Here is a 23,797-nt window from a genome sequence, read left to right on the forward strand (position 1 = left end):
CCACCGGCGGCCCCGGCGCCTGGAGCCGCCGGTGGGTGAGCACCTTCCTCCGCCGGACCGCGAGCGGCCCCGCCCGGATCGCCGGCCGTGTGCCGGAACCGGACGTTCCACGCGCGGAGGTCCGTACGGCGCGGCCCGCCGTACGGGGCCGATGTCTCACCTGGTGAGCTGCGGCCATTCCAGTGGGCGGCACATGGAAGACTTGTCGTCATGTTGCGCTGGTTGACCGCAGGAGAGTCCCACGGCCCCGAGCTCGTCGCGATCCTCGAAGGCCTGCCCGCCGGGGTCGAGGTGACCACGGCCGACATCGACGAGGCGCTGGCCAGACGCCGCCTCGGCTACGGCCGCGGCGCCCGGATGAAGTTCGAGCAGGACGTGGTGACGATCGCCGGCGGCGTACGGCACGGCCGCACACTCGGCAGCCCCGTCGCCGTCCGCGTGGGCAACACCGAGTGGCCCAAGTGGGAGACGGTCATGGCGGCCGACCCGGTGGACCCGGCGGTGCTGGAGGGCCAGGCCCGCAACGCGCCGCGCTCGCGCCCGCGCCCCGGTCACGCCGACCTGGCGGGCATGCAGAAGTACGGCTTCGACGACGCCCGCCCGGTCCTCGACCGCGCCAGCGCCCGCGAGACCGCGGCCCGGGTCGCCCTCGGCCAGGTCGCGAAGAAGTTCCTCAAGCAGGCCCTCGGCGTCGACATCGTCAGCCACGTCCTGTCGATCGGCGGGGCCGGCACGGACTCCGACGTCCTGCCCGGCCCGGAGGACCTGGCGAGGGTCGACGCCGACCCGGTGCGCTGCGCCGACCCGGCCGGCAGCGCCGCCATGGTCGCCGAGATCGACCGGGCCCACAAGGACGGCGACACCCTCGGCGGCGTCGTCGAGGTCGTCGCCTACGGCCTGCCGCCGGGCCTGGGCAGCTACACCCACTGGGACCGCCGCCTCGACGCCCGCCTCGCCGCCGCCCTGATGGGCATCCAGGCGATCAAGGGCGTCGCCCTCGGCGACGGCTTCGAGACCGCCCGCCGCCCCGGCTCCCGGGCCCACGACGAGATCGAGAACACCTCCGGCGGGGTCCGCCGGATCACCAACCGCGCCGGCGGCGTCGAGGGCGGCATGACCAACGGCGAGCCGCTGCGGGTCAGCGCGGCGATGAAGCCGATCTCCACCGTCCCCCGGGCGCTGGCCACGATCGACGTGCTGACCGGCGAGGCGGCCAAGGCCCACCACGAGCGGTCCGACGTGTGCGCCGTGCCGGCCGCCGCGATCGTCGCCGAGGCGATGGTCGCGCTGGTCCTGGCCGACGCCGCGCTGGAGAAGTTCGGCGGCGACTCGGTCGAGGAGGTCGCCCGCAACCTCGCCGGCTACCTGTCCTCGCTGGTGATCAAGTGACCGGACGGACCGCCGCGCACGGGACGGCCCGCCGCGCCGCGGAGGCCGCTCACGGGGCCACGCGGAAGGCCCGAAGGGAGACCATGGAGATGACCATGGAGATGAGCAGGGAGACGGCCACGGAGAAGGAGGCACGGTGAGTCCCCGCGCAGTTCTGATCGGCCCCCCGGGAGCGGGCAAGTCGACCGTCGGCAGGCTGCTCGCAGGGCGGCTCGGCGTCGCCTTCCGCGACACCGACGCCGACGTCGAGGCCGTGGCGGGCAAGCCCGTCGGCGACATCTTCGTCGAGGACGGCGAGGAGCGCTTCCGCGAGCTGGAGGCCGAGGCCGTACGGCGGGCCCTCGCCGAGCACGACGGCGTGCTGGCCCTCGGCGGCGGCGCGGTCCTGGCCGGGGAGACGCGGGAGCTGCTGGCCGGCCACCCGGTGGTTTACCTGGAGGTCGGCCTGTCGCAGGCGGTCCAGCGGGTGGGCCTCGCCTCGGCGCGGCCGCTGCTCGTGCTGAACCCGCGCAGCCGGCTGAAGAAGCTCATGGACGAGCGCCGCCCGGTCTACGAGGGCCTGGCAGGCGTCGTCGTGGCCACCGACGACCGCGAGCCGGCCGAGGTGGCCGACGAGATCGCGAAGGGACTGGAGCCGTGACCGCCTCCAGGATCAGGGTCGGCGGGGCGGCCCCGTACGACGTCGTCATCGGCGCCGGCGTGCTCGGCGAGCTGAGCGGCCTGCTCGGCGCGGGGGTCCGCACCGTCGCGGTGGTCCACCCCGTGAGCCTGCCGGAGATCGCGAGCCCGGTCCGCGACGCCCTGGAGTCGGCCGGGTACGAGGTCGTCGCACTGCCGGTGCCCGACGGCGAGCGGGCCAAGACGGCCGAGACGGCCGCCGCCCTGTGGTCGGAGTTCGGCCGGCACGGCATGACCCGGTCCGACGCCGTGGTCGGCGTCGGCGGGGGAGCGACCACCGACCTCGCGGGGTTCGCCGCCGCGACGTGGCTGCGCGGCGTCAAGGTCGTGCAGGTGCCGACCACCCTGCTCGGCATGGTCGACGCGGCGGTCGGCGGCAAGACCGGGATCAACACCCCCGAGGGCAAGAACCTCGTCGGCTCCTTCCACCCGCCGGCCGGCGTCCTGTGCGACCTCACCACGCTGGCCTCGGTGCCCCGCGACGACTACGTCGCGGGCCTGGCCGAGGTCATCAAGGGCGGCTTCATCGCCGACCCGGAGATCCTGGCGCTCGTCGAGGACGACCCCGAGGGGGCCCGGCGTCCGGAGGGGCGGCACACCCGCGAGCTGATCGAGCGCAAGGTGCGGGTCAAGGCCGACGTCGTCGGCGCCGACCTGCGCGAGAGCGGCCTGCGGGAGATCCTCAACTACGGCCACACCCTCGCCCACGCCATCGAGCGGGTCGAGGACTACCGGATGCGCCACGGCGAGGCCGTGGCCGTCGGCATGGTCTACGCCGCCGAGCTGTCCCGGCTGGACGGCCGGATCGGCACGGCGATCGTGGAACGGACCCGCTCGATCCTGACGTCGGTCGGACTGCCCACGACCTACCGCCGGGATGCCTGGCCGGAGCTGCGCGACCACATGCGGCTGGACAAGAAGAACCGCGGCGCCAGGCTGCGTTTCGTCGTCCTGGACGACCTGGCTGAGGTGTCCCCGCTGGAGGATCCGCCCGAGGAGCTGCTCGAGGCCGCCTACCACGAGATCTCCCGGTGAGCGACCTCATGAGATCCGTCTACGTGTTCAACGGCCCCAACCTGGCGCGGCTCGGCACGAGAGAGCCCGACGTCTACGGCGCGGAGACCTTCGAGGACCTGGTGGAGCTCTGCCGGGAGGCCGGCCGGGAGCTGGGCCTGTCGGTGGAGGTCCGGCAGACCGACGACGAGGCCGAGCTGGTGGGCTGGCTGCATGAGGCGGCCGACTCGCGGACCCCGGTGGTGCTGAACCCGGCGGCGTTCACCCACTACTCCTACGCGTTGCGCGACGCCATCGCCCAGCGCACCGCGCCCCTCGTCGAGGTGCACATCTCCAACCCGGCCGCGCGGGAGGAGTTCCGCCACAACTCGGTCGTCGCGGCGGTGGCCACCGGAACCGTCGCGGGCTTCGGCCTGCGGTCCTACGTGCTCGCGCTGCGGGCCGTCGCCGAGATCACCGAGGAGGCGTGATGGGCTACCGTTCCTTCGTCGCCGTCGGCGACAGCTTCACCGAGGGCATGAACGACCCCGGGACCGGCGGGGCCTTCCGCGGCTGGGCCGACCGGGTGGCCGAGCGGCTCGCCGTGCTCGACCCGGAGTTCCGCTACGCCAACCTGGCCGTCCGCGGCAAGCTCATCGACCAGATCATCGCCGAGCAGCTGCCCCGGGCGATCGAGATGTGCCCCGACCTGGTCAGCTTCTGCGCCGGAGGCAACGACCTGCTGCGGCCGGGCAGCGACCCCGACCGGATGGCCAAGAAGGTCGCGGGGGCGGTGCGCGAGCTGCGGGCCACCGGCGCCGAGGTCCTGCTGTTCACCGGCGTGGACCCGCGCGACACCCCGATCATGCGCCGCGCCCGCGGCACCTTCGCGATCTTCTTCATGCACCTCCGGTCCATCGCCGACCTGCACGGCTGCCACCTGGTGGACCAGTGGTCGATGCAGGGGCTGCGCGACTGGCGTGCCTGGAGCGCGGACCGCCTGCACATGAACGAGGAGGGCCACCGGATGGTGGCCGCCAAGGTGTGCGAGGTGCTCGGGATCGACTGCGACGACGACTGGCGGAAGACCTGGCCGCCGCTCGGCCGCGTCGATCCGGCGGCCAAGCGCCGCGAGGACGTCCAGTGGCTGCGCGAGCACTTCGGCCCGTGGGTGGTCCGCCGGATCCGCGGGCGTTCATCCGGCGACGGACTCGACCCCAAGCGCCCCGGTCTGGAGCCGTTCCGCTGATCCTCCGCGGCTGAGGGGCCGCCCGCCGGTACGGCCCGGCGCGGGACCGTGACGGGACCGGGGCGCGGCGCCCGCCGTACCCGGGGCTGAGCACGGGCCGTCAGCGCTCGCCGTACTCGGGGCCGGGGGCGGGTCGTCAGGGGGCCGCGAGCCGTCGCAGCGCCTGGCGGACCTTCTCCGGGTCGTTGGTGGGCCAGAACGGCGGCAGGGAGTCACGCAGGAAGCCGGCGTAGCGGGCGGTGGCCAGCCGGGGGTCGAGGACCGCGACCACGCCCTTGTCGTGCTGGCTGCGCAGCAGGCGGCCCGCCCCCTGCGCGAGCAGCAGGGCGGCGTGGGTGGCGGCGACCGCCATGAAGCCGTTGCCGCCCTTGGCCGCCACGTGGCGCTGGCGGGCGGAGGTCAGCGGGTCGTCCGGCCGGGGGAACGGGATGCGGTCGATGATGACCAGCCGCAGCGACGGCCCCGGCACGTCCACCCCCTGCCACAGCGACAGGGTGCCGAACAGGCAGGTCGGCTCGTCCTCGGCGAACTGCTTGACCAGCAGCATGGTGGAGTCGTCGCCCTGGCACAGCAGCGGCACGCTCAGCCGGTCGCGCAGGGCCTCGGTGGCGGCCTTGGCGGCGCGCATCGAGGAGAACAGGCCGAGGGTCCGGCCGCCGGCCGCCTCGATCAGCTCGGTGATCTCCTCCAGGTACGCCTCGGGCAGGCCGTCGCGGCCCGGCTGGGGCAGGTGCCTGGCGACGTAGAGGATGCCGCTGCGCGGGTGGTCGAACGGCGAGCCGACGTCGAGGCCGGTCCAGCCCTTCGCACGCTTCCCGCCCTTCTTGTCCGGCTTCCCGGCGGCTTTCCCGGCGATCTTGTCCGCCCCGCCGGCGCCCTCCCCGGAGTCGCCCTCGGCGTCGTCCTTGGAGCGGTCGCCGGTGCCCAGGCCCCACTGGCGGGCCAGGCCGTCGAACGCGCCGCCCAGCGCGAGCGTCGCGGAGGTCAGGATCACCGTACGGTCGCCGAAGAGCTTGTCGCGCAGCATCCCCGCCACGGTCAGCGGGGCGATCCGCAGCACGGGCGGGCGGCGGTCGGTGCCGGCGTCCAGCCAGACGACCTCGGCCCGGTCGATCTCCTCGGCGTGGCCGAAGGCGTCGAGCATCCGCTGGGCGGTGTCGTGGACCTCGTCCAGGGCGGTGAAGGCCGCCTTGCGCAGCCCCGCGCCCTCGGGGTCGTCCTTGTCGCCGCCCTGGCGCGGGCCCAGGGAGGTGATGCACGCCCATGCCGCGTCGCGGACCAGGGCGAGGGTCATACCGAGCACCTGGGGCAGCTCGTCGAGCCGGCCGGGCGGCGCGGCGGCCAGCAGGGCCTTGAGGTCCTCGCCCGCCTCCATGAGGCGGTCGGAGGTCGGCTGGTCGATCAGCCGCCCCACCCGCCGCACGGCAGCCGTGACCATCGTCTCCGACAGCTCGCCGCTGACCACGGAGGTGACCCTGTCGACCAGCTCGTGGGCCTCGTCCACCACGACCACCTCGTGCTCGGGCAGCAGCGGGAAGTCCTCCATCGCGTCGATCGCCAGCAGCGCGTGGTTGGTGACGACGATGTCGGACTCCCCGGCGCGGGCGCGGGCCAGCTCGGCGAAGCACTCGGCCCCGCTGGGGCAGCGGGTGGCGCCCAGGCACTCCCTGGCGCTCACCGAGAACTGCCGCCAGGCCTGCTCGTTGACGCCGGGCACCAGCTCGTCGCGGTCGCCGGTCTCGGTCTCCTCGGCCCACTCCTGGATGCGCTGGACCATCCGCCCGGTCGCGCTCACCTCACGCGGGTCGAAGAGCTGGTCCTGCTCGTCCTCGGGCCACCCCGCGGTGGCCTTGTACCGGCACAGGTAGTTGCGGCGGCCCTTGAGGATCGCGAACGCGGGCTCGTGCGGCAGGTGCGGGGCGAGCGCGTCGGCCAGCCGGGGCAGGTCGCGGTCGACGAGCTGGCGCTGGAGCGCGATGGTGGCGGTGGAGACCACCACGGCGCCGTCGGAGGTCATCGCGTGCCGGACCGAGGGGATCAGGTAGGCGAGGGACTTGCCGGTGCCGGTGCCGGCCTGGACGGCCAGGTGCTCACCCTTGTCGATGGCCCGCTGGACGGCCCGCGCCATCGTGAGCTGGCCGGGCCGCTCGACCCCTCCGACCGCCTTGACGGCGGTGCTCAGCAACTCCTCGACGGGCGGCAGGAGCTCCTGCGAGGAGTCGTCGTCGGCTTCGGCGTGGGCGATGGAGTCGGTCGGCACGACAGCCAACCGTACTCGGTCCCCACGACGATCGCCGCCGCTCCGGGCGGTTCCGGGCGGCGAGCCTCGCGACGGCCGCCGCCGCTCCGGGCGGGGAGCGCGCGGGCCCGTCCCGGCATTCCGGAAGCCATGTCCCATGTCGCGTGGCAGACTGGCACCGGCACCCGGCCGCCGGAACGTCCTCGGTCGAAAGGAGATCGTCCGTTTCGGTGTCACCGGGGCGAAAGATGGGGACGGAAGGACCGGTTCGGTAGAGTTTCCCGGGGTCGAGTGGACGAATAAAGGCTGGTTGAAGCACGATGTCCTCCATGTCGGAAGTTGTCCCGTTGCCGTCATTCGGCGAGGTGTTCTTTGACGAGCGTGGCCAGGAGCGGGTTCTACGGGTCACCTGGCACGAAGGCACGCTGGTCCTGAGCCTGTGGCGCGGAGAGATGTGCACCGCCAGTTTCCGCATGCCGCTGAACGACGTCGGCCGCCTGGTGGACGCCCTCGACGAGGGGTTCATCCAGGCCGGGGGCCAGTACCCCGACGAGGTGGACGACCAGCGGCAGGCCGCGCCCCCGGCGGCCCGGACCGGCCAGGAGGTCCCGGCCACGCCCGCCGGGCACGGCGATCCCGGGGGCTTCCCCGTCTCCGGAGAGTTCCCGGCGGCCGGCGAGCTGCCGGGCACGGGGCAGTACGCCCGTCCCCGCCCCGAGGAGTACGCCCAGCCGCACCCGTACCCCGACCCCGACCGGCCGTATCCCGACCCGGATCGGCGGTACCCCGACGCCGCCGCCCAGCCCGAGCCGCCGGACGAGCGCCCGGTGCCCGCCCACGGACCCAACGACGTGCTGGTGGCCCGCGGAGCCGTGCCGGCGCCGCCGGACCGTCCCGCGGCCCGCGCCGCCGACTACGAGTACGGCTCCGGCGACGCGGTACCCCGGGAGAACATGATCGTGGGCGACTCGCTGTCGTACGGCGGGTATCCCGCCGACCCGCTGGGCCCGGCCTCCGGCGACCCCGCCTACCAGTTGCCCGGCGGCGACCGCTACGAGCCCCGGCAGCCGGACCCCTTCGCCGTCCCGCCCGCCGGATCCGACGCCTACGGCGCGGCGCCCGAGCCCGACCTCTACGGCGGGCCGTCCACGCAGCCCGGCCCGTACGACTCCCCAGCGCCCCGCCGGCGGCCCGGCTCCCACGCCCCGCACGACGAGTACGCCCCGCACGACGAGCGGTACCCATCCCGTTCCGGGCATTCCGACCACTACGCCTCCCCGGACGCGGCGTCCCAGGGGCAGCACTCCACCGACCCGTTCGGCTTCGCGGCGCAGCAGGCACAGCAGGCGCAGCAGCGGCAGCCGGCCTACGAGGCCGGCCCGCCCGAGCTGTCCGACCCCTACGGCCACCCCGCGCCGCAGTCCGACCCGTACGCCGGCGGCGTCCCGGGCGCCCCGCAGCCGGGTACGGCCGGCCACCCCGCCGACCTGCGCGACCTGTACGGCTCGCCGCCCGCCGGATACCAGCAGGGGGTGGACCCGTCCGACCCGCTCGGCCTGCGCGGCCGGCAGCCCGACCCCGACCCGCTGGGCCTGCACGGCCGGCAGGATCCGCGGATGTCGCGCCCGTACGTCCCGGACCCGCCGCACTCCACCGGTGAGCGGCTCCGCCCCGACCAGGGGTACGAGGAGCACCGCCGCGACGAGCGGGACGACCGTCACGACTGGTGATCCCGGGAAGGACATTCGGGATCACCGCGCTCGGGGGAGCCATGAGTCAGGAGTCCGTACTCCAGCTGCTGCTCGTTCCGGTCATCGCCATCGCGGTGGCCGCCGTCGCCAGGCGGCGCGAGTGGTCCGCGCCGCTGCTGCTGGTGCTGGCCGGGCTGGTGCTCTCGCCGCTGGTGCCCGGCTACCAGCTGGATCCCGAGCTGATCCTGCTGGTGTTCCTGCCCCCGCTGCTCTACTCCGCCGCGATCGACAGCTCCTACACCAGGCTCAAGGCCGTCCGCAGGCCGATCGGGCTGCTGTCGGTCGGGCTGGTGCTGTTCACCACCCTGGTCGTCGGCTGGGTGACCCACCTGCTGCTGCCCGAGCTTCCGGTGGCGGCGGCCTTCGCGCTGGGCGCGATCGTGGCGCCGCCCGACGCGGTCGCCGCGGTCGCGGTGGCCCGCAGGCTCGGGCTGCCCCGCAAGATCGTCTCCATCCTGGTGGGGGAGAGCCTGTTCAACGACGCCACCGCGCTCACCGTCTACCGGGTGGCCGTCTCCGCCGCGCTGGGCGCCGGGATCACCTGGCCGGAGGCGGTGGGCAGGTTCCTGTACGCCGCGGTGGGCGGCGTGGTGATCGGCGTCGCGCTCTCCTGGCTGCTGAACCGGCTGCTGCGGCTGCTGCGCGACCCGCTCACCGAGAACACCGTCATGCTGCTCATCCCGTTCGGGGTCTACCTGGCGGCCGAGGTCGCCCACACCTCCGGGGTGGTCGCCGTGGTGATCGTCGGGTTGTCCATCGGGCACAGGATGCCCTCGGCGGGCTTCGGCACCCGGCTGCTGTCCGGCGCGGTGTGGCGGGTCATGGGGTTCTTCCTGGAGACCATCGTGTTCATGCTGATCGGCCTGCAGCTGTGGCCGATCATGAGCGCGCTGGGCGGGGAGGACCCGTTGAGGCTCGCCGGGATGGCGCTGGCCGTCTTCGTGGCGACGGTGCTGGCCAGGGCCGTGTGGGTCGTACCCGGCCTCCACCTGCCGAGGAGGCTGTCGGCCCGGATCCGGCGGAACGAGCCGAAGCCGCCGTCCTGGCCGGCGACGCTCATCGTGAGCTGGGCCGGCATGCGCGGGGTGGTCTCGCTCGCCGCGGCCTTCGCCCTGCCCGAGGACTTCCCCGGCCGGCCCACCATCCTCTTCCTCACGTTCACGGTGGTGATCGGCACGCTGCTGATCCAGGGCCTGTCGTTCCCGGCGCTCATCAGCCGGCTGAGGGTCTCCAACGAGCAGGAGATCTTCGCCGACAACCTCGCCGAGGCCGGAGCCAAGCAGCAGGCCGCCACCGCCTCGCTCACCCGGCTGGAGGAGCTGGTCGGCGAGGGGGTCCCCGAATCCGGCGAGCACGTGGTGCGGCTGCTCAGGAAGCGGACCGAGCACCAGCCGCTCGCCGCCTGGGAGCGGCTCGGCGGCGGGACCGGCCAGGAGGGCGAGGAGACGCCCAGCGGGCTCTACCGGCGGCTGCGCCGGGAGATGCTGGCGGTCGAACGCGACGTGCTCGTACGGCTCCGCGACGAGGGCCGCCTCGACGACGAGGTGCTGCACCGGGTCATCAGGGAACTCGACTTCGAGGAGGCCAACCTGGAGCGCGAGTAGGGGCCCGTTCCCGGAGGCCGCCGGCGTGCCGTACGAGGCCGCACGGCTCCGGAGCCCGGACGGCTTCCGTACGCGGGTGCTATCGTGGACGGGACCCGTGATCGCGATCGATGAGGAGACCGGGAATGGCAGGGGACCTCGACATCTCCGGGTGACACCGGAAGTGGCCGGCCCGCGGCAGGCGTGTGACATCCGCCGCCGCCGGGGCCATGTCGTCGTCTCATCGATCCCTGCCGTCCGCCGGGCGTCCGCTGACGCGCCCGCTTCCGTACGAGGTCATCTCTCATGTCCGACGCTTCCGTCGTCTGCTCCGACCTGTCCTTCTCCTGGCCCGACGGCACCCCGGTCTTCCGGGGGCTGTCCTTCACCGCGGGCCCCGGCCGTACCGGCCTGGTGGCCCCCAACGGCGCCGGGAAGACCACCCTGCTCAAACTCATCGCCGGCGAGTACCGGCCGACCGGCGGCGGCGTCACCGTCGGGGGCGTGCTCGGCTATCTGCCGCAGAGCCTCCCCCTGTCCGGCGACCTGACCGTGGCCGAGGTCCTCGGGATCGCCCCGGTGATCGCGGCCCTGGACGCCATCGAGTCCGGCGACGCCGCCGAGGAGCACTTCACCGTGATCGGCGACGACTGGGACGTCGAGGAGCGCACCCGCGCCCAGCTCGACCGGCTCGGTCTCGCCGGCCTCGACTTCGGCCGCCGCCTGCGCACGCTCAGCGGCGGTCAGGCCGTCTCCCTGGGACTCGCCGCACAGCTGCTGCGACGGCCCGACGTGCTCCTGCTCGACGAGCCGACCAACAACCTCGACCTCGACGCCCGCCGCAGGCTGCACGGCGTGCTCGACGACTGGACCGGCTGCCTGCTGCTGGTCAGCCACGACCGGGCGCTGCTCGACCGGATGGACCGCATCGCCGAGCTCGACCGGGGGGAACTGCGCTCCTACGGGGGGAACTTCACCGCGTACGAGGAGGCGGTGCGCGCGGAGCGGGAGGCCGCCGAGCGGACCGTCCGCAGCGCCGAGCAGGAGCTGAAGCGGGAGAAGCGGGAGATGCAGCAGGCCCGTGAGCGGGCCGAACGCCGGGCGGGCAACGCCGCCCGCAACCTGAAGAACGCCGGCCTGCCGCGCATCTTCGCCGGGAACATGAAGCGCGGCGCGCAGGAGTCGGCGGGCCGGGCGGGGCAGGCGCACGCCACGCGGGTCGAGGACGCCAGGACACGCCTCGACGAGGCGAGCCGGGCCCTGCGCGACGACCAGCGGATCGCGCTGGACCTGCCGGGGACCGAGGTGCCGGCCGGGCGCACGGTCTTCCACGGCGAGCACGTGCGGGTCCGCCGCGGCGACCGGCCGATCTTCGCCGGGCAGGGGATCGACCTGACCGTCCGGGGCCCCGAACGCATCGCGCTGACCGGGCCCAACGGAGCCGGCAAGACCACCCTGCTCCGCGTGCTCGGCGGCGACGTGGAGCCGGAGGGCGGCCGGGTCACGCGGGCCGCGGGCCGCGTCGCCTACCTGTCCCAGCGGCTGGACCTGCTCGACCTCGACCGCACCGTGGCGGAGAACCTCGCGGCGTTCGCGCCCGCGATGCCGCAGGCCGAACGGATGAACCTGCTGGCCCGCTTCCTGTTCCGCGGCCCCCGCGCCCACCTCGCGGTCGGGGCGCTCTCCGGCGGCGAGCGGCTGCGCGCCACGCTGGCCTGCGTCCTGTACGCCGAGCCGGCGCCCCAGCTGCTGCTGCTGGACGAGCCCACCAACAACCTGGACCTGGTGAGCGTCGGCCGGCTGGAGAGCGCGCTTCAGGCGTACCGGGGGGCGTTCGTGGTGGTCAGTCACGACGAGCGGTTCCTCGCCGAGATCGGGGTGAACCGCCGGCTGCGGCTCGCCGAAGGCCGCCTGCTGGAGGAGGGGGCTCCGCAGGACGCCTGACGGCGCGCCCCCGGCCCCGGGCCTCCGGGACCCGGGGGCGCGCCCCCGGGTCCCGTTCTCGCGGACCGTCCCGCCTGCCGCGGGGAACCGCGGAACGGGACCTGGTTCTCCTTCGCGGATCCTCTCCGTGGCGGGGATCCGCAGGACGGGACCTAACCGAGCGTCTCGTCGACGAAGCACCACCGCCAGGTCTCGCCCGGCTCGAACGAGGCGATGACCGGGTGGCCCTCGTCCCGGAAGTGGGCGGTGGCGTGCCGGCCGGGCGAGGAGTCGCAGCAGCCGATGTGCCCGCAGTCCAGGCACCTGCGCAGGTGGACCCAGCGCATTCCGGTCTTCAGGCACTCCTCGCACCCCTCGGGGGTGCGAGGGGACGGATCCCCGGCCTTGGTCAGGTGTTCGCAGGTGGTCATGTGTTCCCCCTTGGTCGAAGACGCCTCACGGAGATCGTACGGTCACCGCCCGGGACGTCCGGCGGCGGCCACGCGGCCACCGCCGGGGCGGTCCGGCGGTGACCGGCCGGCCCCGCCGAGGGGACCGATCGTACGGTCCCCGCCGCCGGACCGGCCGCCCCGGCGGGACATGCGTCCCGGCGGCACCGCTCGCCGTACGGGTCCGCCGGGTAGGGTCTTTCGCATGCGACCCCTTACGCGACGTGTCCCCGCTCTCGCCGCCGCCGCGCTGGCCGCCGCCCTGTTCGCCACGGGATGCTCCGAACTGCAGGAGGTGAGCCAGGGCGTCGACAAGGCGCAGCAGTGCCTGCAGGCCACCGGCATCGTCACCGAGACGGTGAGCAAGATCTCCGGCCTGACCGACGACCCCGCCGCCTTGGAGAAGGCGCTGAACGACGGCGCCTCGAAGCTCAGCGGCCTCGCCGACCAGGCCGCCAACACCACGCTGAAGGAGGCCGCCGACGGGGTGGCCGCCGACCTGCGGAAGGTGAACGTCACCGACGCCAACAGCGCCGTCGACGCGGCGCAGAAGACCGCGACCGACTCGGTGCGCTGGATCGAGCAGCTGGGCTCCGCCTGCTCCTGACCCGCCTTTCCCGGCCTGCCGCGCGAAAGCCCGCCGGTCCGCTGCCCGCCGGTCCGCTGCCCGGGGTCCGGCGGGCCGGGCGGAAACGTCCGGTCCGCGTGGCGGAGATCCCGGCTTCTCACGGTGCCCGCGATCCGTCGATGAGGAGGCCGGTCCGCGCGAGGAAACCCCCGAGCCGGGCTCCAACGGGATCCCGGGTTCTCTATGGGAAATATCGGGGAAATACCGTCGATTGCATGAGCGCCCCTGGTCACGAACCGGATCCCCGGTTCACACTCGCGAACGAACGCACCTTCCTGACCTGGCTCAGCACCTCGCTGGCGCTGAGCGCGGGCGGCGTCGCCATGGCCGCGGTACCCGAGGACGTGTTCGTGCCCTGGATGCGGACGGCCCTCGCCGTCCTCCTGGTGTTCCTGTCGGCGGTGTCGGCCGCGATGGCCTACCCGCGCTGGCGTCGCGTGCAGCACGCGCTGCGCAACGCCTCCCCGCTCCCGGCGCCGGCCCTCGCCCCCGTCCTGGGGTACGGCGTGGCCGCCGTGGCGGCGCTCGCCCTGATCCTCATCCTGCTGGGCCGCTGACCCGGTGCCCGCCGCACCGGAGGCCGGAGCCCGCGCCGGAGGTGACCCGATGAACCAGCTGTGGGACGAGGGCCTGCAGAACGAGCGCACCCGGCTGGCCTGGATGCGCACCGCCGCCACGCTCGCCGTCGGCGGCCTGGGCGCCGGGGGGATCGTCCTGCGCACCGGTATCCGGCCGGTCGTCGCGATCCCCTTCGTCCTGGCCGCCCTCTGCGGGGCGCTGCTGCTGTCCCGCGTCGGCGTCCGCTACCGGCGCGTGCAGCGGGCCCTGCACGAGGGCCGCCCCCTCGACGACCGCGCCGACGCTGTCATCGCCTGGCTCGGCACGATGGCCGTCGCCGCCGGCGCGATCGGCTTCGTCCTCGTCCGTTAGAGGGACCGTGTGGGGAGGGCCCGCGTGTGAGGGCTCATGTGGGGAGGGCCCGTGTGGGGAGGGCCCGCGTGACGGCCGGTCCCGCGCCGGTGGCCGACATGGTCCGGATGCGCGTCCACCGCCCTGCGTCACGCCCCGGCCGGCGTGCCCGGCCTCTCATGATCCGGCGTCCGGGCCGTGGGGGCGGGGGCGTCTGGCGTCGACGTTGTCGGTCAGCGTCCGGAGGACGCCGGGCAGTTCCGTCACGGTCCGGACGGGCAGACCGGTCACGGTTTCCTCAGCCAGGGCGCACCACAGCAGTTTGATCCGGTCGGCCAGGGCTCTGCCGCTGTCGGTGAGTTCGACGACGCTGGCGCGCCTGTCGGCGGGGTCGGGCGTGCGGCGGATGTGGCCGGCGGCTTCGAGCTTGCGGGTCATGAGCGTGACGCTGGGCGGCTCGCAGCCGAGTGCCTCGCTGAGCTGGGCCTGGATTCTCGGGCCGGTCCGGGCGAGTTCGAGCAGGAGCGCCTCCTGCCCGGGGTGCAGGCCGAGCGGGGCGAGCAGCGCCGCTGCCCTGGCACGGTGACGCAGGCTCAGCAGGCGGATGGCCTGGTTGAGCGCGTCCGCTTCCTCGAAGTCCATGGGCCCTCCTTGACATATTAGTTATGCGCATAATATTTATCTGCTTAACTAATCCTACTCGACACCGAGGGACCGGCGCATCCGCTGTGACGCCGGGGGCCTGCGCGTCCGCCCACGACCGGACCGTCCGCGGAGCCGGAACCGGACCGTCCGCGGAGCCGGAACCGGACCGTCCGCGGAGCCGGAACCGGGCCGCCTGCGGAACCGCGGCCGGGCCGCCTGTGGAGCCGGGACCGCGACGATCTCCCCGTCCGCGTGAGCGGCGGGACGGCAAGGGAGAAGAACCCATGACGAGCACCCGCACCACGACCCCACGGGCCAGGCCGTACGCGACCTGGCTGGTCCTGCCGCTGGCGTGCGCCTGCCAGTTCATGGTCATCCTGGACTCGGCCATCATCAACGTCGCCCTGCCCTCGGTCCGCGAGGACCTCGGCTTCACCCCCGTCGGCCTGGCCTGGGTCGTGAACGGCTACCTGCTCACCTTCGCCGGTTTCATGCTGCCGGGCGGGCGCGCCGCCGACCTGTTCGGCCCGCGCCGGATGCTGGTCGCCGGGCTGCTCCTGTTCTCGGTCGCCGGCCTGGCCGCCGGCCTGGCGGCCACCGCGGAGGTGCTGGTGGCGGCCCGGGTCGCGCAGGGTGCCGGAGCCGCCATGATGGCCCCGGCGACGCTGGCCGTGATCAACACCTCGTTCACCGAGCCGGGCGCGCGAGCCAGGGCGTTCGGCGCGTGGTCGGCCTCGGGCGGTGTGGGCGGGACGGTCGGCGCGGTCGCCGGCGGCGCCATCACGACCGGCGTCTCATGGCGGTGGGTCTTCCTCATCAACGTGCCGATCGGCGCGGTGCTGATCGGCGCGGCCGTGATGTCGCTCGCCGGCACGCGGACCGGCCGGCGCGGATCGCTCGACCTCACCGGCGCGGTCACCGGGACGGCGGGGCTGGCCGCGCTGGTCTACGGGGTCATGCGGGGCGCCGACGGCGACTGGGCGTCCGTACCGGTCGCCGGGCCGATCGCCGCGGGACTGCTCCTGCTCGTCGTCTTCACGGTCGTGGAGGCGCGTCTCGCCGACCGGCCCATGGTGCCCCTGCGGCTGTTCAGGATCCGAGGGGTCGCCGCCGGCAGCGGCACGCTGCTGCTGTTCGGCGGGATCACCATCGCGATGTGGTACTTCACGTCGCTCTTCCTGCAGAACGTCCTCGGCTTCAGCGCGCTCCAGGCCGGGCTCGCCCAGACACCCGCGGCGGTGACGTTCCTGCTGGTCACGCGATGGGCGGCCGTCCTGCTGCCCCGGTTCGGGGCACGCCTTCCCGTGATGGCCGGCGGCGCCTTCCTCCTGGCCGGTTTCGGGTGGCTCGCCCAGGCCCACACCGGCAGCGGTTATCTCACCGGCGTGCTCGGGCCCATGCTGCTCGTCGCGGCCGGCATCGGGCTGACCTTCCCCACCCTCATGGCCGCGTCGACCGCCGACGCCCCCGAAGGCGACGCGGGGATCGTCGGCGGCCTGGCCCAGACCGCCGGTCAGGTGGGCGGGTCGATCGGCCTGGCGGTGCTCGCGACGGCCGCCGGCGCCAGAGCCGCCTCCGAGGCCGGCAGCGGCCCGGTGACCGCCCTCGCCTCCGGCTACGCCCTGGTCTTCCTTCTGGCGGCCGGGCTCGGCCTGGCCATCGCGGCGGCCGGTCTGCTCCTGCCGCGGCGCCGATGAGGCCGGTCGCCCGCGACGCGGCGACGCCGCTCACCGTGACCTCCGTACGACCCCCGTACGACCCCGTATGACACCCGTACGTACGACCCGCCGGCCCGTGCCCGGCGGATCGGCTGATGGGTCGGCCGACAGGCCGGCCGGCGAAGAGGAGACAGCATGACCAGCGCATTCGATCCGATCACCGTCGGCGGCACGCGACTCGCCAACCGGGTGGTCATGGCGCCGATGACCCGCAGCCGCGCCCCCGGCGGACTGGTGACGGAACTGACCGCGGAGTACTACGTCCAGCGCGCCTCCGCGGGACTGATCATCACCGAGGGCGCCCAGCCGTCGGTGACCGGCCAGGGGTATCCGTTCACCCCCGGCCTGCACTCCGCCGAGCAGGTCTCCGCCTGGCGCAAGGTGACCGACGCGGTGCACGCGGAGGGCGGAAAGATCTTCGCCCAGCTGCTGCACACCGGCCGGATCGGCCACCCCGTCCTGCTGCCCGGCGGCCTGGTCCCGGTGGCGCCGTCACCGGTCGCCGCGCGGGGACGGCTGTTCACCCCCGACGGCATGAAGGACTTCGTCACCCCGCGCGAGCTGGAGGCCGCCGAGATCGAGCAGATCGTCGCCGACCACGCGAGCGCCGCCCGCAACGCCGTCGAGGCGGGCTTCGACGGGGTGGAACTGCACGGCGCCAACGGCTATCTGATCCACCAGTTCCTCGCCCCCGGCACCAACCGGCGCACCGACGGCTGGGGAGGCTCGGTCGCGGGACGCATCCGGTTCGCCGTGGAGGCCGTCTCCGCGGTCGCCGCCGCGATCGGCGGCGACCGCACCGGCCTGCGCCTCTCGCCGGGAGGAACGAGCAATGACATCCACGAGCCCGACCCGCACCCCGTCTACCAGGCGCTCGTCGAGCGGGTAGCCACCCTGGACCTGGCGTACCTGCACGTCATGGAGGCCGGTCACCGGGACCTGACGCACGCCATGCGCCGGAGTTTCCCCGGCGCGTTCATCCTCAACCCGTACACCGGCGACCGTCCGACCGGCCCTGAGGAACTCGCGCTGATCCAGGACGGGACCGCCGACCTGATCGCCTTCGGACGGCTCTTCCTCGCCAACCCCGACCTGCCCCGCCGGCTGGCGACCGGCTCCCCCCTCAACACCGCCGACCCGGCCACCTTCTACGGCGGCGGCGCGGCCGGATACACCGACTACCCGGCCCTGCCCGCCTGACCGGGCGGGGCCGGACGGAACCGGGCGGGGCCGGGCACAGCCGGCCTCGCCCGGCGGGAGGCGGCGGCCGAGCGCGACGGCCCCGCCTCCCGGCAGGGGAGGCGGGGCGGGCACCGTACGGGAGAGGTCAGGAGGAGCCGCCGAGGGCCACCGTCTCGGCCACCTCGTCGTGGCGCTCGGCCTCCTCGGCGGCGAACCGTTCGGCGTCGAGCCGCTCGGCGATGTCCTCGTCCTGCTTCATGAGCGCGTCCAGGCTCTGGCCCGCCATGTCCAGGACGCCCATGTCGGCGTAGGCCTGCTGCAGGCGCGGGCTCCACAGCCCGATGTCCTTGACGCAGGGGACGATGCGGCTGAACAGCAGGGAGCGGAACAGCTTCATGTACTCCGACTGGTCCACGGACTCCATGGCCTGGGCGACCTCGGCCTTGTTCAGGCCGATGGTCTCCCACGTCTCCCGGCCGCGCAGCCGGTCGCGCATGAGGTAGCAGCCCTCGATGACGAACTCCTCGCGCTCACGCAGCTCGCTCTCGCTGAGCTGGCGGTAGTAGTCGCGCAGCGCCATCCGGCCGAAGGCCACGTGCCGGGCCTCGTCCTGCATCACGTAGGCGAGGATCTGCTTGGGCAGCGGCTTGGTGGTGATGTCGCGCATCACCCCGAAGGCCGCCAGCGCCAGGCCCTCGATGAGCACCTGCATGCCGAGGTAGGGCATGTCCCAGCGGGAGTCGCTCAGCGTGCTGTCCAGCAGCGACTTCAGGTGGGGGTTGATGGGGTAGGCGTGGCCGACCTTCTCCTGCAGGAAGCGGGCGTAGGTCTCGGCGTGCCGGGCCTCGTCCATGGTCTGGGTGGCGGCGTAGAACTTCGAGTCGAGGTCGGGGACGGACTCGACGATCCGCGCCGAGCAGATCATCGCGCCCTGCTCACCGTGCAGGAACTGGGAGAACTGCCACGAGGCGTTGTGCAGGCGCACGTCCTTGCGCTGCTGCTCGCCCATCCTGTCCCACAGCGGCGTGCCGTAGATGGCGATGGTGGTGTCGGGGACGCCGAGCACGTCGTACGGATCGACCTCGAGGTCCCAGTCGATGCGCTTGACGGAGTCCCACTGCTTGTCCTTGCCCTTCTGGTAGAGGGCGAGCATGCGGTCCCGGCCCTCGTCGTACTCCCACGTGAAGCGGGCGGCTCCGGCCGCCTCGACGTCCCACGTGGAAAGCTCGGCGGGGATCGCGTACAGGTCGTGCGTCGACATCTGGCCTCCAGGGACGTACACCGTACGTACACTGCGAGACTGGCACCCGTGCCGCGCGCGCGTCAAGAGACGAAGAGACGCGTGCGCCGGGAGAACCAGGAGAAGGAGACAATGGCGCCATGCCCGCCCAGCCGCTGTCCCGCCCGCGCATCGTCGCCGCCGCCGTCGACCTGATCGAGCGCGAGGGCGCCGACGCCGTGTCCATGCGCAGGATCGCCGCGGACCTGGGCGTGGGCGTGATGTCGCTCTACAACCACGTGCCCAGCAAGTCGGCCCTGCTGGACGGCGTGGCCGAGGCGGTGCTCTCGCAGATCGAGTTCGCCGACGACCCGGACGCCGAGTGGACCGACCGGGTGCGGATGCAGGCGCGGGCGTTCCGGCAGATCGCCCACCACTACCCGCGCTGCACGATGGTGGTGGTCAGCCGCCAGCTGAGCTCGGCCGCCGGACTGCTGCCGGTGGAGCGGGCGCTGTCCACGCTGCGCGACGCCGGGTTCGGCGGGCGGGAGGCCGTGCGCGTCCTGCGGGTGTTCATCGCCTACATCGTGGGCTCGCTGCTGCGCGAGGTCGGCGTCACCCCGACGTTCGCGCCGGTGCACCGGCCCGACATCGCGGTGGCCGACGCGGATCCGCTGCTGTTCCCCCAGGTGAGCGAGCTGGCGGGGCCGCTGGCCGACTGCGACCACGAGGCGGAGTTCGAGTTCGGCCTGGAGATGCTCATCCAGGCCGTCGCCGTGCGGCTGAGGTCGTCGGCGGGGTGACGCCCGGGGCCTCGTGAGCCCCGGGCGCCGGTGGTCCGGCTCCGGCGGGAGTGCTCCCTTCCCCTGGGCACTCCTCGCCCGCGTCAGTACCAGTTGCTCGCCTGGAAGTGACCCCATGCGCCGCACGGCGTGCCGTAGCGGTTCTTGATGTAGCCCAGACCCCAGTGGATCTGGGTCGCGGGGTTCGACCGCCAGTCCCCGCCGCTGCCGCTCATCTTCGAGCCCGGCAGGGCCTGGGGAATGCCGTAGGCGCCCGAGGCGGGGTTGTGGGCCTGGTGGTTCCAGCCGCTCTCCCTCGTCCACAGGCTGTCGAGACATCGGAACTGGTCGTATGACCATGCGCGCCGGGCCAGCAGGCGGAAGGCGATCGCCCTGTTCCTGCTGCTGGCCGTCCTCACGGCGACTCTGACCGGCCTGGCCCGGGTGAACCAGGTGCCGCGGTGCATCATCGCCCCGGTCTGCTTGCGCAGAACGGGCTCCGCGAGCTCCTCGGCCCACCCGATCGCCGCCGGGCCGACCATGGTCGAGGTGGCGAGCATGGTCACAACTGCGTTACGCAGAACGCGATAACTGTCCACATCTGTCCTTCTTCGCTGGCCGCGTGCGGGAGGCGGCGGGGGAGACGGTGCTCCCCCGCCGCTCGGCGTTCCGGCACCCGTGGCTCGGATGCGGAAGCCCGCGCGGTCTCGCCGGCCCGATTCCGGCATGAGGCCCGCGGCGATCTCTCTACGGCGCTTTCTAGTACGCGCGAAGAGCGCCGGTCGCCGACTGCGGCACGCGGAGGAAGGATGTTTGCGGGTTCTTACCGGTACCCGGGCGGTTCGGCGACGTCTTCCTTGCCGGACGTCGTTCCCCTATGCGAGGGGAAGGAATGAAGATCAGCCCGGGATGGGGTTTCGATCAGTACCAACCGTGGGAGCGGAAGTGGCCCCACGCGCCACACGGCGTGCCATAACGCTGCTTGATGTACGAAAGGCCCCATTTGATCTGGGTCCTGGGGTTGGTCCGCCAGTCGCGGCCGGCGCCGGCCATCTTCCCTCCGGGGAGGGCCTGGGGGATGCCGTAGGCGCCGGAGTGGCGGTTGTGGGCGCGGTGGTTCCAGCCGCTCTCCCTCGCCCAGAGCAGGCTCAGGCAGCCGAACTGCGTCCTGCTCCATCCCCGCGCGGCGACCATGGAGGCGCCGATGGCCTTGTTGGCCTGCGCCGAGGTGCGGGAGGCGGAGGCGAGGGCGGGGGATGACTGGGTGGCGACCCCGGCGCTGAGGGCCAGGGCGGAGGAGGCCAGCAGGACACCGGTACGGCGGAGCGTCGGCATAGGCATATCCCTTTCGTCTGGTTCGTCTGGCTGGGGGACTCCGACACGATGCCGCAGTCACCCCGGGACGGACCAAGCCGACAGGGGAAGTCAAGATCCATGTCAAAGATCGGTTAGAGTTCGATCAAGATATCGGCGAGGGGGTGGGCGCACCGCCTATGAGCTGTGTCACATTTCCCAAAGCGGGCGTCATAACTCTCGGATGTGACAGCAGGAATAGGCTGCAGATCATGAGTATTCGTGATATTTCCGTCCGTACGCTCGATGACGCCTCCACCACGCTCGGCGAGCTGGCCGGCGACGGGCCCGCCCTCGTCGTGAACGTGGCCTCCCGGTGCGGCCTCACCCCCCAGTACGCCGGTCTCGTCGAGATCCAGCGCGCCTACCGCGAGCGGGGCCTGACCGTCGTCGGGGTGCCGTGCAACCAGTTCATGGGCCAGGAGCCCGGGAGCGCGGAGGAGATCCAGGAGTTCTGCTCGGTCACCTACGGCGTGGACTTCCCGCTGCTGGCCAAGGCCGACGTCAACGGCGAGGACCGCCACCCGCTCTACGCCGCGCTGACCACGGCCGCCGACGCCGACGGCGAGGCCGGGGACGTGCAGTGGAACTTCGAGAAGTTCCTGGTCTCGAAGGAGGGGGAGGTGCTGGCGAGGTTCCGGCCCCGCGTCGAGCCCGGAGACCCCGCCGTCATCGCGGCGATCGAGAAGTCCCTCTAGGGGCGCAGCTGCCCCGCACGACCAGCTCGGTCGGCAGCAGCACGCCGCGGGGGCGCCGGCCGTCCCCGCGCAGCACCAGCTCGGCCGCCCGGTACCCGATGTCCTGAGCCGGCTGGGCGATCACGGTCAGCGGGGGAGCGCACAGCTCGGCCCAGGGAACGTCGTCGAACATGATCAGCGACAGGTCCCTGGGCACCCGCAGGTCCAGCTCCCGGGCGGCGAGCACGGCCGCCTCGCCCAGCAGGTTGCCCCCGGCGAGCACGGCGGTGAGGTCGGGGCGGTGCTGGAGGAGCCCGGCCGCGGCGGCGTAGGCGGAGTCGCGGCTGCCGCGGGCGAAGACGAGGAGGTCCTCGTCCACCAGGGGGCCGAGCGCCTCACGGAAGGCCGCCACGCGCTGCTCCTGCCCCGGGCCGCCCAGATAGGCGATGCGGCGGTGGCCCAGCCCCGTCAGGTAGTCCACCGCGGTCCGTACGCCCGCCCGGTCGTCGGCCAGGACGGCGGGCACGTCGCCGCGCCCGGCCGGAACCCGGTGGGCGAACACCGTGGTCAGCCCGGTGCGCAGGGTGGGCTCCCAGATCTCCCCGCTCCCGGAGGGGACCGCGATCATCCGGCCCACGCCCTGTTCCAGCAGCATGCCGACCATCTCGGCCTCGCGCTCGGGGTCGTCGCCGGTGGCGCCCAGGATCACCGGCTCGCCGGCCGAGCGGGCGCAGGCCAGCACGCCGTCGGTCAGACGGCCGTGGAAGCTGTCGGTGATGTCGGGCACCAGCAGGCCGATCCCTCCGGAGCGTTGCTGGCGCAGGTTGCGGCCGAGCGCGCTGGGACGGTAGTCGAGCTGGGTCGCGGCCGTCAGCACCCGCTCCCTGGTCTCCGGGCTGGCCGAGCCGCCGGACAGGACCCGCGACACGGTGGCCACCCCGACCCCCGCCGCCTCGGCGACGTCCTTGATGGTCGTGCGACGCATGCTCATGGAAACGATTCCATCATGTTTTCCGTATTCGATCCAGTGCGGAGCGACACCTTCAGGCCGCCGGACAAGGTGAAATCAGGCAAACCCTTGACAGGGATGTCCGGTTCCGGTGAGATGCATGAAAACGTATCCACATCGGGTGAACGCGGGGTTGGCCCGAGGCGCGAAGGACTGTGATGGCATCCATCGTTCTCAGGAACGTCGACAAGATCTACGCAGGTGGCGTGAAAGCCGTGAACGGCCTCAACCTTGAGATCAAGGACGGCGAGTTCATGGTGCTGGTCGGCCCCTCCGGCTGCGGCAAGTCGACCGCGCTGCGCATGATCGCCGGGCTCGAGGACATCAGCGGCGGCGAGATCGTCATCGGCGATCGGGTGGTCAACCACCTGCCGCCGAAGGACCGCGACATCGCCATGGTCTTCCAGAACTACGCGCTCTACCCGCACATGACCGTGGAGGAGAACCTCGCCTTCGGTCTGAAGCTCCGCAAGATGCCCAAGGCGGAGATCTCCAAGCGGGTCAACGAGGCCGCCAAGATGCTCGGCCTGGAGCAGTACCTCAAGCGCAAGCCCGCCGCCCTGTCCGGCGGTCAGCGCCAGCGTGTCGCGATGGGCCGCGCCATCGTGCGTGAGCCGCAGGCCTTCCTCATGGACGAGCCGCTGTCCAACCTGGACGCCAAGCTCCGCGTCTCCATGCGCGCCTCCCTCAACACCCTGCACGAGCGGCTCGGCGTGACGACCGTCTACGTCACCCACGACCAGGTCGAGGCCATGACCCTCGGCGACCGCGTCTGCGTCCTGCGCGACGGCCTGCTCCAGCAGGTCGACACCCCGCAGAACCTCTTCGACAACCCGGTCAACCTGTTCGTCGCGGGCTTCATGGGCTCCCCGTCGATGAACTTCGTCAACGCCGAGCTGGTGCGCGGCGACGGCGGCGCCTCGGTCGCCTTCGCCGGCTTCAACCTCCCGGTGCCGCAGGAGACCTTCACCGAGAAGCCCGGCCTGGACCAGTACATCGGCAAGCAGCTCATCCTGGGCATCCGCCCCTCCGACTTCGACGACTCCGTCGTCGCCAACGGCCAGGCCGGAGGCTGGGCCCGGCTTCCGGTCCGCGCCGAGGTCACCGAGGAGCTGGGCTCGGAGATCAACGTCCTGTTCCTCATCGATGCCCCGCCGGTCCAGCACCAGGACACCGTCGCCGCCGCCGACGCGGGCGACGACGAGGAGGCGACGCTGCCGCTGGTGGGCGACAAGTCGCTGTGGACCGCCCGGGTCAACTCCCGCAGCCACGTCCGTCCCGGCCAGAACATCGAGCTGGTCGTCGACACCCACAACCTGCACTTCTTCGACCCGTCCTCCGGCCTGGCGATCGGGCACCCGGCCCACGCCCGCGTCTGACCCCCGGCGGGCCGAATCCGGCCACCCCGGATAGACCGAAAG

At 73.0% G+C, this 23,797-nt stretch carries 23 protein-coding genes; 16 read left to right on the plus strand and 7 right to left on the minus strand.

What is annotated here, in order from left to right; genetic code table 11:
- The first annotated feature begins 210 nt into the window (after window positions 1–210).
- The 5 genes from aroC (at window position 211) to ACFYSC_RS13350 (ending at window position 4,309) form a co-directional block, all read left to right on the plus strand.
- Window positions 211–1,389, plus strand: coding sequence for a chorismate synthase (gene aroC / locus ACFYSC_RS13330; protein WP_362929593.1), 1,179 nt, complete (start codon window positions 211–213; stop codon window positions 1,387–1,389).
- Window positions 1,390–1,525: 136 nt separating this feature from the next.
- A complete protein-coding gene (locus ACFYSC_RS13335; RefSeq protein WP_362929591.1) occupies window positions 1,526–2,029 on the plus strand; it encodes a shikimate kinase in 504 nt (167 codons plus the stop codon).
- Window positions 2,026–3,102: a 3-dehydroquinate synthase gene (gene aroB, locus ACFYSC_RS13340; protein WP_389960699.1), complete on the plus strand. Its 1,077-nt coding sequence runs from the start codon at window positions 2,026–2,028 to the stop codon at window positions 3,100–3,102. The genes ACFYSC_RS13335 and aroB overlap by 4 nt, the downstream gene beginning before the upstream one ends.
- Before the next feature lie 8 nt (window positions 3,103–3,110).
- Window positions 3,111–3,551 (plus strand): type II 3-dehydroquinate dehydratase, encoded by a 441-nt coding sequence (gene aroQ, locus ACFYSC_RS13345; RefSeq protein ID WP_389960701.1) that lies wholly within the window; start codon window positions 3,111–3,113, stop codon window positions 3,549–3,551.
- Window positions 3,551–4,309: an SGNH/GDSL hydrolase family protein gene (locus tag ACFYSC_RS13350; protein ID WP_389960703.1), complete on the plus strand. Its 759-nt coding sequence runs from the start codon at window positions 3,551–3,553 to the stop codon at window positions 4,307–4,309. Before aroQ ends, ACFYSC_RS13350 begins: the two co-directional genes overlap by 1 nt.
- A 136-nt stretch (window positions 4,310–4,445) precedes the next feature.
- Here the strand turns inward: ACFYSC_RS13350 and ACFYSC_RS13355 are convergent, their stop codons facing one another.
- Window positions 4,446–6,569: an ATP-dependent DNA helicase gene (locus ACFYSC_RS13355; protein ID WP_389960705.1), complete on the minus strand. Its 2,124-nt coding sequence runs from the start codon at window positions 6,567–6,569 to the stop codon at window positions 4,446–4,448.
- 308 nt (window positions 6,570–6,877) lie between these two features.
- On the opposite strand from ACFYSC_RS13355, the gene ACFYSC_RS13360 reads away from it, so the two are divergent.
- The 3 genes from ACFYSC_RS13360 (at window position 6,878) to ACFYSC_RS13370 (ending at window position 11,826) form a co-directional block, all read left to right on the plus strand.
- Window positions 6,878–8,278, plus strand: a complete 1,401-nt coding sequence (locus tag ACFYSC_RS13360; protein WP_389960707.1) for a hypothetical protein — start codon at window positions 6,878–6,880, stop codon at window positions 8,276–8,278.
- A 41-nt stretch (window positions 8,279–8,319) separates the two neighbouring features.
- Window positions 8,320–9,903: a Na+/H+ antiporter gene (locus tag ACFYSC_RS13365; protein WP_389960709.1), complete on the plus strand. Its 1,584-nt coding sequence runs from the start codon at window positions 8,320–8,322 to the stop codon at window positions 9,901–9,903.
- A 285-nt stretch (window positions 9,904–10,188) separates the two neighbouring features.
- Window positions 10,189–11,826: an ABC-F family ATP-binding cassette domain-containing protein gene (locus ACFYSC_RS13370; protein WP_389960711.1), complete on the plus strand. Its 1,638-nt coding sequence runs from the start codon at window positions 10,189–10,191 to the stop codon at window positions 11,824–11,826.
- A 152-nt stretch (window positions 11,827–11,978) separates the two neighbouring features.
- Here ACFYSC_RS13370 and ACFYSC_RS13375 read toward each other — a convergent pair whose 3' ends face one another.
- On the minus strand, window positions 11,979–12,236 hold the full coding sequence (locus ACFYSC_RS13375) for a ubiquitin carboxyl-terminal hydrolase 14 (RefSeq protein WP_389960713.1): 258 nt from the start codon (window positions 12,234–12,236) through the stop codon (window positions 11,979–11,981).
- Between the two features lie 223 nt (window positions 12,237–12,459).
- Here ACFYSC_RS13375 and ACFYSC_RS13380 point away from each other — a divergent pair, with 223 nt between their 5' ends.
- The 3 genes from ACFYSC_RS13380 to ACFYSC_RS13390 all read left to right on the plus strand — a co-directional run bounded on the left by ACFYSC_RS13380 (window position 12,460) and on the right by ACFYSC_RS13390 (window position 13,812).
- On the plus strand, window positions 12,460–12,861 hold the full coding sequence (locus tag ACFYSC_RS13380; protein ID WP_389960715.1) for a hypothetical protein: 402 nt from the start codon (window positions 12,460–12,462) through the stop codon (window positions 12,859–12,861).
- A 236-nt stretch (window positions 12,862–13,097) separates the two neighbouring features.
- Window positions 13,098–13,439: a YidH family protein gene (locus ACFYSC_RS13385; protein WP_389960717.1), complete on the plus strand. Its 342-nt coding sequence runs from the start codon at window positions 13,098–13,100 to the stop codon at window positions 13,437–13,439.
- Window positions 13,440–13,488: 49 nt separating this feature from the next.
- Window positions 13,489–13,812, plus strand: a complete 324-nt coding sequence (locus tag ACFYSC_RS13390; RefSeq protein WP_362929569.1) for a DUF202 domain-containing protein — start codon at window positions 13,489–13,491, stop codon at window positions 13,810–13,812.
- 156 nt (window positions 13,813–13,968) lie between these two features.
- Here the strand turns inward: ACFYSC_RS13390 and ACFYSC_RS13395 are convergent, their stop codons facing one another.
- Window positions 13,969–14,433 (minus strand): MarR family winged helix-turn-helix transcriptional regulator, encoded by a 465-nt coding sequence (locus ACFYSC_RS13395; protein ID WP_389960719.1) that lies wholly within the window; start codon window positions 14,431–14,433, stop codon window positions 13,969–13,971.
- 287 nt (window positions 14,434–14,720) lie between these two features.
- Here ACFYSC_RS13395 and ACFYSC_RS13400 point away from each other — a divergent pair, with 287 nt between their 5' ends.
- Together ACFYSC_RS13400 and ACFYSC_RS13405 are read left to right on the plus strand one after the other, a co-directional pair.
- The gene (locus tag ACFYSC_RS13400) at window positions 14,721–16,133 is read left to right on the plus strand and encodes an MFS transporter (RefSeq protein ID WP_389960721.1); all 1,413 of its coding nucleotides are present in this window, start codon (window positions 14,721–14,723) and stop codon (window positions 16,131–16,133) included.
- A 156-nt stretch (window positions 16,134–16,289) separates the two neighbouring features.
- Window positions 16,290–17,354 (plus strand): alkene reductase, encoded by a 1,065-nt coding sequence (locus tag ACFYSC_RS13405; protein WP_389960723.1) that lies wholly within the window; start codon window positions 16,290–16,292, stop codon window positions 17,352–17,354.
- Between the two features lie 127 nt (window positions 17,355–17,481).
- Here the strand turns inward: ACFYSC_RS13405 and ACFYSC_RS13410 are convergent, their stop codons facing one another.
- Window positions 17,482–18,597 (minus strand): ferritin-like domain-containing protein, encoded by a 1,116-nt coding sequence (locus ACFYSC_RS13410; protein WP_389960725.1) that lies wholly within the window; start codon window positions 18,595–18,597, stop codon window positions 17,482–17,484.
- A 119-nt stretch (window positions 18,598–18,716) separates the two neighbouring features.
- Here ACFYSC_RS13410 and ACFYSC_RS13415 point away from each other — a divergent pair, with 119 nt between their 5' ends.
- The gene (locus tag ACFYSC_RS13415; RefSeq protein ID WP_362929559.1) at window positions 18,717–19,358 is read left to right on the plus strand and encodes a TetR/AcrR family transcriptional regulator C-terminal domain-containing protein; all 642 of its coding nucleotides are present in this window, start codon (window positions 18,717–18,719) and stop codon (window positions 19,356–19,358) included.
- 83 nt (window positions 19,359–19,441) lie between these two features.
- Here ACFYSC_RS13415 and ACFYSC_RS13420 read toward each other — a convergent pair whose 3' ends face one another.
- Window positions 19,442–19,936: a lytic transglycosylase domain-containing protein gene (locus ACFYSC_RS13420; RefSeq protein ID WP_389960728.1), complete on the minus strand. Its 495-nt coding sequence runs from the start codon at window positions 19,934–19,936 to the stop codon at window positions 19,442–19,444.
- A gap of 322 nt (window positions 19,937–20,258) precedes the next feature.
- Window positions 20,259–20,672, minus strand: a complete 414-nt coding sequence (locus ACFYSC_RS13425; protein WP_389960730.1) for a transglycosylase SLT domain-containing protein — start codon at window positions 20,670–20,672, stop codon at window positions 20,259–20,261.
- A gap of 230 nt (window positions 20,673–20,902) precedes the next feature.
- On the opposite strand from ACFYSC_RS13425, the gene ACFYSC_RS13430 reads away from it, so the two are divergent.
- A complete protein-coding gene (locus ACFYSC_RS13430; RefSeq protein WP_389960732.1) occupies window positions 20,903–21,388 on the plus strand; it encodes a glutathione peroxidase in 486 nt (161 codons plus the stop codon).
- On the opposite strand, the gene ACFYSC_RS13435 is transcribed toward ACFYSC_RS13430, so the two are convergent.
- Entirely contained in the window at window positions 21,360–22,358 is a 999-nt protein-coding gene (locus ACFYSC_RS13435; RefSeq protein WP_389960734.1) for a LacI family DNA-binding transcriptional regulator, read from the minus strand. The two genes, ACFYSC_RS13430 and ACFYSC_RS13435, sit on opposite strands and share 29 nt — an antisense overlap.
- 176 nt (window positions 22,359–22,534) lie before the next feature.
- On the opposite strand from ACFYSC_RS13435, the gene ACFYSC_RS13440 reads away from it, so the two are divergent.
- Window positions 22,535–23,755, plus strand: a complete 1,221-nt coding sequence (locus ACFYSC_RS13440; RefSeq protein ID WP_389960737.1) for an ABC transporter ATP-binding protein — start codon at window positions 22,535–22,537, stop codon at window positions 23,753–23,755.
- Window positions 23,756–23,797: the final 42 nt, after the last annotated feature.

Source organism: Streptosporangium sp. NPDC004379, assembly GCF_042873875.1.
Classification (GTDB): Bacteria; Actinomycetota; Actinomycetes; order Streptosporangiales; family Streptosporangiaceae; genus Streptosporangium.

Bases quoted from the DNA above. Each gene is read 5' to 3' on its own strand.
- aroC (WP_362929593.1), top strand. From the start codon at position 211: ATGTTGCGCTGGTTGACCGCAGGAGAGTCCCACGGCCCCGAGCTCGTC.
- aroQ (WP_389960701.1), top strand. From the start codon at position 3,111: ATGAGATCCGTCTACGTGTTCAACGGCCCCAACCTGGCGCGGCTCGGC.
- ACFYSC_RS13350 (WP_389960703.1), top strand. From the start codon at position 3,551: ATGGGCTACCGTTCCTTCGTCGCCGTCGGCGACAGCTTCACCGAGGGC.
- ACFYSC_RS13360 (WP_389960707.1), top strand. From the start codon at position 6,878: ATGTCGGAAGTTGTCCCGTTGCCGTCATTCGGCGAGGTGTTCTTTGAC.
- ACFYSC_RS13365 (WP_389960709.1), top strand. From the start codon at position 8,320: ATGAGTCAGGAGTCCGTACTCCAGCTGCTGCTCGTTCCGGTCATCGCC.
- ACFYSC_RS13370 (WP_389960711.1), top strand. From the start codon at position 10,189: ATGTCCGACGCTTCCGTCGTCTGCTCCGACCTGTCCTTCTCCTGGCCC.
- ACFYSC_RS13375 (WP_389960713.1), bottom strand. From the start codon at position 12,236: ATGACCACCTGCGAACACCTGACCAAGGCCGGGGATCCGTCCCCTCGC.
- ACFYSC_RS13380 (WP_389960715.1), top strand. From the start codon at position 12,460: ATGCGACCCCTTACGCGACGTGTCCCCGCTCTCGCCGCCGCCGCGCTG.
- ACFYSC_RS13385 (WP_389960717.1), top strand. From the start codon at position 13,098: ATGAGCGCCCCTGGTCACGAACCGGATCCCCGGTTCACACTCGCGAAC.
- ACFYSC_RS13390 (WP_362929569.1), top strand. From the start codon at position 13,489: ATGAACCAGCTGTGGGACGAGGGCCTGCAGAACGAGCGCACCCGGCTG.
- ACFYSC_RS13395 (WP_389960719.1), bottom strand. From the start codon at position 14,433: ATGGACTTCGAGGAAGCGGACGCGCTCAACCAGGCCATCCGCCTGCTG.
- ACFYSC_RS13400 (WP_389960721.1), top strand. From the start codon at position 14,721: ATGACGAGCACCCGCACCACGACCCCACGGGCCAGGCCGTACGCGACC.
- ACFYSC_RS13405 (WP_389960723.1), top strand. From the start codon at position 16,290: ATGACCAGCGCATTCGATCCGATCACCGTCGGCGGCACGCGACTCGCC.
- ACFYSC_RS13410 (WP_389960725.1), bottom strand. From the start codon at position 18,597: ATGTCGACGCACGACCTGTACGCGATCCCCGCCGAGCTTTCCACGTGG.
- ACFYSC_RS13415 (WP_362929559.1), top strand. From the start codon at position 18,717: ATGCCCGCCCAGCCGCTGTCCCGCCCGCGCATCGTCGCCGCCGCCGTC.
- ACFYSC_RS13425 (WP_389960730.1), bottom strand. From the start codon at position 20,672: ATGCCGACGCTCCGCCGTACCGGTGTCCTGCTGGCCTCCTCCGCCCTG.
- ACFYSC_RS13430 (WP_389960732.1), top strand. From the start codon at position 20,903: ATGAGTATTCGTGATATTTCCGTCCGTACGCTCGATGACGCCTCCACC.
- ACFYSC_RS13435 (WP_389960734.1), bottom strand. From the start codon at position 22,358: ATGAGCATGCGTCGCACGACCATCAAGGACGTCGCCGAGGCGGCGGGG.
- ACFYSC_RS13440 (WP_389960737.1), top strand. From the start codon at position 22,535: ATGGCATCCATCGTTCTCAGGAACGTCGACAAGATCTACGCAGGTGGC.